Annotated in this window: 3 protein-coding genes; 2 read left to right on the plus strand and 1 reads right to left on the minus strand. The window is 64.4% G+C overall.

Going from position 1 to position 10,588, the window contains the following annotated elements; all coding sequences use genetic code 11:
* Positions 1 to 282: 282 nt before the first annotated feature.
* The gene (locus tag ABZV91_RS30980; protein WP_355249286.1) at positions 283 to 441 is read right to left on the minus strand and encodes a hypothetical protein; all 159 of its coding nucleotides are present in this window, start codon (positions 439 to 441) and stop codon (positions 283 to 285) included.
* Between the two features lie 715 nt (positions 442 to 1,156).
* On the opposite strand from ABZV91_RS30980, the gene ABZV91_RS30985 reads away from it, so the two are divergent.
* Positions 1,157 to 9,421, plus strand: coding sequence for a helix-turn-helix transcriptional regulator (locus ABZV91_RS30985; protein ID WP_355249287.1), 8,265 nt, complete (start codon positions 1,157 to 1,159; stop codon positions 9,419 to 9,421).
* A 218-nt stretch (positions 9,422 to 9,639) separates the two neighbouring features.
* On the plus strand, positions 9,640 to 10,227 hold the full coding sequence (locus ABZV91_RS30990; RefSeq protein WP_355249288.1) for a hypothetical protein: 588 nt from the start codon (positions 9,640 to 9,642) through the stop codon (positions 10,225 to 10,227).
* Positions 10,228 to 10,588: the final 361 nt, after the last annotated feature.

The following is a 10,588-nucleotide window of genomic DNA, read 5'->3' on the forward strand; positions in this document are numbered from 1 at the left end:
GGCCCGGGAGAACGAGCGCCGCACCCGCGCGGGTCTGGGCCCGGTGGCAGCAGACTCCACCACCGAGCCGTCGGCCCGCACCCGGCACAGCACCCCACTCGCCCACCACAACGACCAGGCCACCGATCTCGCCGACAGTGAATCAGCAACCGATACCAGCGAAAACAACCTCACCGCCACCGCAACAGAACCGGCACCCGCCACCCCCGCCGAGACCCCGACCGAACCACACGACACCCGCCGACCCCAGCCCGCCGACACACTCCCGCAACCCCCCCAACATCACCCCAACTCGCCCGGCGACCACGCCACCACCACACCCACCGCCCCTCCGGCCCGCCACACCGACACCGCACCCACAGCACCGACCAGCACGACCGTCGACACGCACACCACCACACCTGCCAGCCAGCCCGGCACCGAGCCGGGACACACAACCACGCACCGTAACCCACACCCCGCGACCCTGGCCCATGAGATACCACCCGAACCCGACAGCACCACCACCTCGCACCCACAACAGCCATCACGACCCGCCGCACCAGCCGACAACACCACAGACCCCGCCGAGCTGTCCGCACCCCCCGACAGCACCAGCACCTTCCACCCCGGCGGTCCCTCATGGCCCACATCCCGAGAGGAGTGGGTCAGCCGACTGGCCCACCAATCCCCCGAACAGCCACCCAACCCAAGCCAAGCTGACCAGCACACACCCATCGGCGTCACACGACTGCCCGACCGCCGCCGGACCGCGCAAATACGGCGCACGACAGCCAAATCCACCTCCGGCGCCACGGTTTCCCCGATCACACCGTCCACCACCCCCACCGGTCAGAATTCGAGCCCCGACGCACCAAGTGCCGACACCAGGGTGTCGGCACCGATACGATCCCGGCGCGACCGCCCCGCCCCGGACCAGCACCCCGACACCAGCCCCGACGGGACAGTAGCCGCACCACCGACAGCGCGCCCCGATCAACAGACACCACCCACCGCAACGGACGAGACCGCCGAAAGTACCGGTGCGGTATCCCCACTCGCCGTCCGACCGATGCGAGGGTCGGGTAACCGATTCACCCACCTGGCCCGATGGCTGGGGATCCCAACCCGGGACATGGCGGCACTCACGAACGCGACCGCGGGCGGTAGGAACCAGGTGGCCCGCCTGTTGCGGGACGTGGGTCTCTCCCCGGCCATGGTGGACGCACTCGATCAACACCATCGAGCCCGAACGCCCGCATCAATCGTTGCCGACACCAACATATCCGATGAGGATGCGTTGGCAGAACTGCAAAAACGCCGACGAACTGTGGTGTCCGCCCTAGGTGTGAAACATGCGGTTATCGCCAACGCGTTGGGTGTGCCACCCACCGATATCGTGTTGACAGATGCCGACTTCGCGGGTGCGGAAGGCATACGTCTGGCCGGTTACGTGCGAACCGCAGCCCGCCACGAACTCGCCGCCGCGTTGAACAACGAGTCCGCTGCGTCGACAACCCTGTCCCACGCCGAGGCCGCGGGGAAAGCCCGGGAAAAGGCGGCCGCCGCGCTCACCCAGGTTGTTTCCTCCGCCCCGACCGAGGACCTGGTGGACACCCCCAGCACGCAGGCCGCCGCGGCGGCGTCCACATATCTCGCGGTGACGGCACTATGTGACCTGGTGGTCGCGATCCACCAGCGAACCCCCAACGGCTGTCTCAACAATGCCGTCACAGTGCGGCGGGTGCTCTACAGCAACACCCCGAACCTCCCCGATGAAATGCCTCCTTACACACCGATGAGCGGCCACGACGACACCGACATCAACAACGCGTCGGGCGGTGGCATGTTGCAAGAGTGGGACAACGTGGACCAGCTGGCCGCCTTCCTCGCGACAGAACCCCACAGCTCCGCCTGGCTCTACATCCAAAGATCGAATACCGAGGCCGCACCCTCCGACAACGACCGCGAATACGCCCGGAAACAATTGGACGGTTACCACACCGCGAAACACCTGAGCCACGCCGATCACGCAGCGCGCCTCGAAAGCGTGAAGAAAGCCACCAAGATCGCCCAGCTGATATCAGCACTATCCGACCTACCCGAGCTGGAAGAACACACACCCCCATGGTTCTTCGGCCACGTGATCACCCTCTACAACAAGGGCGACCACCCACACCAACCTGAACTCGTAGTAATCGACATCGCCGCCGGCCCCGAACACCTGAAAACCACACCAGAAGACCTCACCAACCCCACGACACTACTGAACACAGCCACTGACTTCGAAACCTGGAAATCCAACACACAACTCAATAACACCGACTACCCTCCTCTGGCCACCACATTCGACGGTCGCGGCCGAGCCCACCACCACTCTCCCCAAAAACAAGCTCCGCAACACAGAAACCGATACGCACTCGCAGGCCACCGCCCACCCAACGACGCACTCGAATCCGCCGGGACGAGAAGTTACGAACTGTCGAGGAGGCGGATAATACATCCGAAAATCATGTCCGAGCTGGTAACCCATGAGGACGAGGGCAATCCCCGGACCCTGCGTCGGACCTACCGTATCCTCGGCCAAGCAGTCGGAGATTGGACCAACGCACAGATCGGACGCGCGCTCGGCGCCCCGATAAATGAGGCGGTTTGGACCAACAAAAGCCGGATCGGCCGCGCGCTCGGCGCCCCGATGAACGAGGCGGTATCGAATCCCGAATATCCCGTTCTCGAATGGGATCTGCCTCCCCGCTGGCCTCGCAACGACCCCCGCGCAGCCGATATGCTTGGTCTTTTCGAGGCAATTACGGGTAAGACCAGTCCCTTCGCCGACGTTTTCGTCAAATACGTGGACGGTCGCAGGGTATGGCAGGACCACCACCTCAGCCGACAGGACATCATCGATATCGGGGATCGGGTAACGCGCCTTCAAGGGAATTTGCAGCAGCAATCAGATGTCGTACCTTTCGGGCCGGAGGTACTCGCCGCGCATGTGATGGCGATGTTCGGGTTGCGCGAAATAGCACGCCATGCCGACGACGCGGAACGCCGGGCAGAGCATCTGCGGCGTACGGCCGGGCTCGACGATGACGACGATAGTAAAGCCAAGGCACGGCTGATCGAGGAATTCAGGCTGAAGCACCCGTATATCGAGCTGTTGGACAGCCCGCACATCCCGGCGAACGCGATCGGGGAAATCCTGAACACACTGGATGAACTGCTCGAAAAGTATCGATACGCCCCCGGTCTGCAGCTGCTGACCAACATTCGCCGGGTGGAGATCGACTTCCCGCCGGTCGAGCAGCTGGGCGTGGCGAATCTCCCTCCGGTCGATCGTGGCGGTGCAGACCATGGGGTCTCCAACGGGATGGAATTGAGATTCGATCTGCGACACGTAGCCGACTGGGAGAAGAGCCGGGTTCAACATGCTCTCAGACGCGAACGCGGGACACATCCGAGCAGCGGGAACCTGTACAAAGACCTTGTTTACCACGAATTCGCCCGCGCGATCGACCAGGCCAGCGGGCATGATCTCAGCCGGAATCTCCTTACGGTGCTGCGCAGAACCCACGCGGAACTGCAACAGCATCGTGTTGTCACCGAAAATTTCGACGACTGGTGCAAACCCCTGGGATCGGATGCATTTACCACCTCCGAAGAGCCCGAACTCGACCCAGAAAAGGCCCTGGGTGCCGGGTTCGCCGGCGCAAATTTCCGACGAAACCCAGACAACACCATCGTCTTCGGCACATCACTGTGGGCGATCCACGAGTACGTCACGACGGGGGTCGATCCGAATGTGGAGTTGCGGCTGTCGACCAAGGTTCCCGACGAGTACCTCCCGGACGGTCTCATCGGTACGCCGCCCGCGGAGACCATAGACGACGGTCGCGGCGCACACTCCTCCGCGACGAGTCCGCTGCCGGGCGAAGATCGCGCCTCGGTCGGTCAGCCCGGCGTCCTCGACAGGCAGGTGGTTACGAGCAACGACACACCGGGATGGGCTGAGAGTATCGCCCACGTCGGAGCCGAGATGGAGGCTCTCTCCTCTGCCGCCTACGAAAGCTTGCCCAGCTCCATCGCTGACTTGGTCGGAGAATTACCTCAGAGCTCCTTCCTGCCCTACGATGAGACTTCCGGGCTGATCGATAGTCTCCCGTCCTACATTATGAAGCTGGTTTTCGCTCGAATACTCGGCCGGGCACTCCTTCAGACGCAAGTGGTCCTCACGTCCCATGAGGAATCTACTCGATTTCTACACGAGTACGCGGACATGCGACCCATCATGGAGAACGGACGTCCTTCCGCAATGACTTTGGGGCAATCCGCAGGCTTGTTCTTTTACCGATACGTCAATTTCTCAAAGCCTATTTTCACTCTGGCGCTCGAAGATCTATGGGGAGCGCTCCTCGATACTCCCTCGCCCGGCTCGGATGAGGCGCCGTCGATCGAACTCGAGTCCGCCCCGACCCTGTTGTCGGCCACTCCGCATCCCGCGGAGGCGCCCCCGGATGGGCCGGGTCCTGTCGACCGGCAGGATGTCGCCGATATCAATCGGTCGGCGGAGGCCCGGTTCCGCCACTGGTTCGAAGGACGGGGGCAAGACAGTGTGGTGGGTACACAGAGTGTGGGTCAGTATGTGCGGATGCACGGTCTGGAGGAGGGGAGGGTGCGGGAGTGGTTGGTGGGGTTGGGGGTTGAACCTGAGGTAGTCACCGGTGAAGGTGCGGCGCCGGTGCCGCATCCGTATACCTTTGCGCGGGTAGAGGACTGGGTTCGGAGTGTTCGCCGGTACCTCGTGCAGGCTCCCGAGTGGATGGATGAGCTGCTCGGGGCACCGGTGGGGACGTGGCGGGATGCGGAGAGAGGGGATGCACGTCTGACTGTTGATCAGGTGCGGGCGCTGTTGCGGCGGGTTCCGGATGCTCGGGAGTTGTATTCGGCGTTGGCCGATCGTTTCTATCCCGATCTGCGGGGTGCCCCGCATGTGGTGGGTGCGGCGTTGCGTGCGATCAGGGAGCGTGCCGGCATTCGTGAGGAGCAGGTGGCGTTGCTGTGGGGGGTGACCCCGGCAGCGGTCGCCGAACTCGAGGTCTTGCCCAGCCTTCCGGAGTCGCCGGTGCAGTGGGAGCGATATCTTCGGGTATTGGCGTCGCTCTTGCCGTCCCGCGAGTCATGGGAGATGCGGCTTGTCGGGGCGGTGCCGAGTTCGCCGGATCGGGTGGACCAATCTTTCCCTCTGGGGGCTTGTCTGGGGGCGTTGCGTGTCGGGGCGGGGATTACGCCGCTGTCGGTCGCGGAGAAGATGGATGTGACGACGGCGGAGATCGAGCGGATCGAATCGGGGGTGTCGGAGCTTTCGGCCGCGGTGGTCGAAAAGTATGTGCGGGCATTGGCGGCCGATACGGCTCGTTTTCCGGAGGGGTATGCGCATGCCGGGCAGTATCTGGAGTATGTCCGGCAGCAGTCCGGCGCCACAGTCGCCCAGGCCGCGGAAGCCCACAATGCTCCCGGACCCCACCACGCGGCGACGATGACTGCTGAGATGGTCCGTGACCGGGAGTCGGGTCGGGTGACACCATCTGTGGAAATAGTGGGCCGATACCTCGAGAACTATACCGACGGCGCCGTGACGGTCGAGGAATGTGTCGAATCGTTTCCGGTGATCGAGGCGGCGCCGTCCCGGACGCCCGACGAGATCGCCGGTTATCGGGAGCCGGCGGACAAGGGTTCGCCGGACGAGCCTCATACAGCGGACGCGCGTCCCGCGGTGAAGGCCGAGTGGGAGCCGCTGCCGCCGACGGGGTCGGCGGTGCTGCTCGCTGAGACGAAGTCTTTATCGGAAACCGGTGATCTGGTGGCGGCGGTTGTCGGTCGTGCTGATGAGTTCGGTTCGCTCGATCGGCGGGTGGCGTCGATACTGCGGCACGCTGATCACGAGGTAGAAGTCGATACCGGGGGTGACCGCGAGTTGGTGCGGGTGGTGGCGTTCCGTGAGTTCGTGCGGAAGGTGGACAGGTCGGTGGCGGGGCGGCGGCGTCCGCGGGTCGCCGAGGTGGTGGTCCGGTTGAGCAGGTCCACACCCACGGATGACTGGGAAGGGGAGGTGGTGAAGGTGTCGCAAGGGCGGGACAAGGGTTTGCGGACCTTGGCGAAGGTACCCGACGCACAGCCCTCGCCCACCGTGGCCGAGCAGGCGGTCCCCGCTGCCGTGGTCGCTGTGGGTGAGGCGTTGCTTCCGTTGGGGATCGAGGACCTCTCGGTGGATGTGGAGATCGTGGCCAATGGGGAGGTCGCGCGCGTTCCCCACGGCGAGGAGGTGAAAGAGGTCGCGGTCGAACAGCGAATCTCACGCGTCACGATGAAGCACAAGGACGGTTCGCAGGCCCGGTTCGCCGTGCAGATCGACCCGGTGACCCGCCGGCTGATTCTCTATTCCCCCGACGATCAGGTGTTGCTGGAGCAGCGGATTCGGGCGCCGGTGACCGCTGGGCCCTCGACGGTCGAGCGTGCGGTGACGATGGCATTGGGACTCGCGGTGCAGGAGTTCATGCGGAGGAATCGAGGACTGGGCGAGATCTCACCGGACGCGCCACGGTTCGAACGGGATTCCGACGACGACTTGGTGGCCACACAGGCGGCATTGCTGGATGCGGTGCCGTTACTGGTGGCCGAGCAGTTGCTGGCCGCGAAAAAGGTGCCGCAATGGCAGCGACGCTACCTGTTCGATCTGCGGGCCGGGTATCTGGATCGACTGGGCATCGGGGTGCGTGCCAGGGGAGCCGAGGAACGCACAGAGCGCACAGAACGATACGCGGCGTTGTGCGCGATGGCGCCCGGGTTGGAATATGTGATCGAGCATCACGGGAGCTGGCTGAAACGGAAACGAACACCCGCCACCGAAACCGCCGATGCCGGCCTTTCGGTGCATCTGAGTATGTCGATGGTGGCCAGTACGTCGAACGCTCCGGCGGTTATTGCCACCGACAACCCGGATCAAGAGCAACGGTACGCGGTGGGCTCGTTCACCGGTTCCTTGGGCAGGGGTGGGGCCAATTTCTTCATCATGCGGGATACGGCGCGGATGCACGCGGATCCCGGTCCGCCGCATTTGAAGGTTCGGGACGAACTCGCTACGCACCTGTTCAGTCATTCGAGTGCCGCGGCAGTGGATGTGCTGGCCCGGGTGGGTGTCGATCTGCTCATCAGTGGTGCTGGTGGTGCTGGTGGTGCGGGTAATATGGCACTGCTCCTGGAGATCGCCGTCCGGCGATCGGTGGGCGGCGTGGCGAGCGGGATCAGCTCTTATCTGTACTACCCCAGCTTCAACATACCCTTCCTTCTCTACAGACAGGCAATGTCCGTGGCAGGTCGTGGCGAGGCATTGGATGAGTTCACCAGGTTGCAGAAGAAGAGCTTGCTGCTCTATCTCGGCGTGGACCGTTTGCTCGACGACCATCCCGATCTGCCCGCGGAGCAGCTGGCACAGCTGGCCGATCTGCTCGCCACCGAACAGGATGAATGCCGCAAGATGCTGGCATTCATCGAGGAACACCGACTGGAAGCGGGGGCTTTTCGTACCAAGGCAGTCCCCACAATTGCGCCGCCTCTGTCCAAGATGCTCTTCAGCCAGATGACGCCCGTCGCGGTCGCGGGAGGGTTGGGGGCGGCAGCCGCCGCCCTGGCCGGCCACCCGGAGCTGGGCGTGCTCGGGTTACCCTCGAATGCCAACCGGTTCTTCGCCGCGCTGGTGCGGCCGATCTACGACCGCAACAGACGCTCTGCGTGGGCCCGCCAAAAGGATGGCGACAACGCCTACCTTTTCAAAAGGACCGACGACGCGCTGTCGGAGGCACGGGCCCGGATCGCGGAACGCCTCGGCGTCACGGTAGAACTTCCCGAACCGCTGCCCGACGCCAAACGCAAAATGTTCAGCCAAATTCCGGGTTTGACGAACGGGGTGAGTATCGCAGGGCTGTCGCTGCCGATCTCGCTGCTGGCGTCCCGGACACCCGGGCTGGAAGAACTGGCCCGGGGGTTCCTGGTGTCCAGCGGTATATCCCCAATCACCAACGAACTGTACAACGCCGTCAAGGATTTCTTTTACCATAAGCAGTCGATCAAGTCCGAGGCGATCGACGAGAGGGTGGCACTGGCCCGCGGACCGGACGATCTGGGCGAATTCATCTCTCAGCTGATCGAACTCGCCACCACCCGATCGGAACTGGAGCAACGCAGCGCCGCGGCGTTCGACAAAGACGAATTACCGGCCACGAGTGGTGACGGCCTTCGCGGTGGGACCGTGAGTATTGCTGAGGTGTTCGAGGAATTGACGTCGAAGTCGTCGACCGTGGCGCTGGAGCGTTTCCAGCAGGTCGTCGCGGAGAAGCACACTCCGGAGTTGTTCGATGCCTTCGCGGAATCGATCACACCGGGTTTCGCTGATTTGGGAGCGGAGTTCCGTGTTCAGAATGTCGCGAACGCCTTCTTGCGATGGCACGAGGCCGATATCACCGCGATCGGGAAACTCGAAGTACTCGATTCTTATATAGCCGAGCATGTTACACCCGCCCACGGGTTGACGATGCTGTTTCCCGAGGAACAGCGCACTGTCTTGAATCCAGCGTATGTCGAATTCGCGCGTGCGGTGACCGGACTGTGGTTCGTCAGCGCGACCGAGGACGCCGAGGAGATCGACGATGTCACCGGCCGATTCGCCGCGATTGCCGTGCACGCCGCCCACGCCGCCGATGAGTCCGCCACCCCGGAGTCCGCCGCAGCGGATACGGACACGGTCCGGGCGCGAGCGCAGGTATTCGCGCAGCGGTTGTCGGCATCCGCGCAGCTCATCGCCGGGGATATCCAGCGACTCGCCCACGGTATCACCCTGCCGGAGCTGCTGACCGATACCACCCCGACCGGTCCCTGGGTCGAAGACTCACACCACGGGGCCGGCATCGGCACCGACGGAGGCCCGGGAATCGGCGCGAACTCGTTGCTGGTCTCCCGGAACAACAGCGAAACCAGCGGCGACCGGCAGCAGCCGGGATCGTGGCTGACTGCGATGCGTGACCTGCGAACCGCGCTGAGCGGGCCGGAATTCCGCAGAAAATACGGTGACCGTATCTCCCGATGGTTGACCGAGACCGAGCGGCCCACGGGCCAGTGGACCGGTGCCGCAGACGCGGCTACCGGCTCGCAGAATACGCATTCTCCCTCGAGATGGCGCGCGTACGACGGTGGGAAACGACGAGAGGTGCCCCTCTCGGTCGCAATCGGACCCGCTCATCCCATCGACTCCCCGGTGCGGGTCGGCCACACTTCCCTCGACCCGGCGAAGCGATCGCAGCCCGCCCGCGAGGACGGACCCGGCGACCCTGCTTCCCCTGACGGGCCGGATCGGACCAGTTCGTCCAATGGGACCGAGGATTCCGTATGACCGGGACTCCCGACAGGGCCGAGAGGAGCCCGCGGCACGCGACCGGCGGCAGGTCCGAGAGTCGTGTGGAAGCGGCTCTTCGCGGTGGCGTAGTACGGACTTCGGTGATCGACAGTCCGGGCGCTGCCGAGCCAGGAGTTGAGCGGGTACTCTGCGCAGACGGTAGCGAACTGGTCCGGGAGGTCTTTCCCGAAGCCGGGGCCGCGCGGAGGGCGTGGTTGCTCACCCGGCTCGCGCACGCGGTCGGGGCAGCCGGCTCGGTGTGCCGGTATGTCGATGTGACCGAGCCCCGCGCATTGATCCGCGAGCCCGCCGCCGACACGGCGGAGCCCGATGCCGACCGGCTACTGGCCCTGTTCCGCGCGGTAACCGCGTTCGACCCGGTCACGGCGGCGTTCTCCGGACCCGATGACATCCGCCACCGTCTAGGACAGGCGCCCATCCCGCCGGCCCGGGCGATCGTCGAGGTCCGGTGTGCGGTGGGGCTTTCGCGGGAACAATTCGCTGGATACGGTCTCACCGACCTGTATGAGCGGATCATGACCGATTTGGCGGCAGCGGAAGGGTATGCCCGGATTATCGCTGAGGTCGGGGTGGCGCACCCGGCAGGGCTCTCGACCGAAGCGCAGGAAAAAGCGCGACGGATCGACGCAGACACCCACCGAAAGCTTCAGGGGCGGAGCGTGACCGCCGTGAACGCGCCGCGCAATCGGCCTTCACGAGATATGCCGGGATCCACGCCATGGTCGCGAGTCACGGCTCGCCCGCCTCACCACCCGAGTGTTACAGACGATGACGCAGGTTGAGCGGAACAGAGGCAGCCAGGCCCGCAGGCCAGCGTTCGGATCAACCGGGGTCGCCGCGACCGGGATACGCCGATACGTGGCTCGGGCGAGCCCAACAACCCTGCCCGCGAACCATTCCGACAGGCTCCGAACTTCTTTGAGCATGTCCACGGCGCGGCGCTTGGCGGCTGGGCTCAGAATTTTCCAGTCATGATGGGACCACCCCATCGCGCCGGCCGAGCCGCGGGTGTGACCCAGAATTTTCCTGACCCCGTCCGGGTGTCTTGCTAAGTAAGCGTCCGAGAACTTCCGTCAGTTGTGGCTGGGGGGATGAGTCGCTGTCAGGCCTGGAGGTGCTGGACCGGCGAGTGTGGTTGCCGGT

Origin of the sequence: Nocardia sp. NPDC004568 (assembly GCF_040609955.1) — a bacterium.
Classification (GTDB): domain Bacteria; phylum Actinomycetota; class Actinomycetes; order Mycobacteriales; family Mycobacteriaceae; genus Nocardia.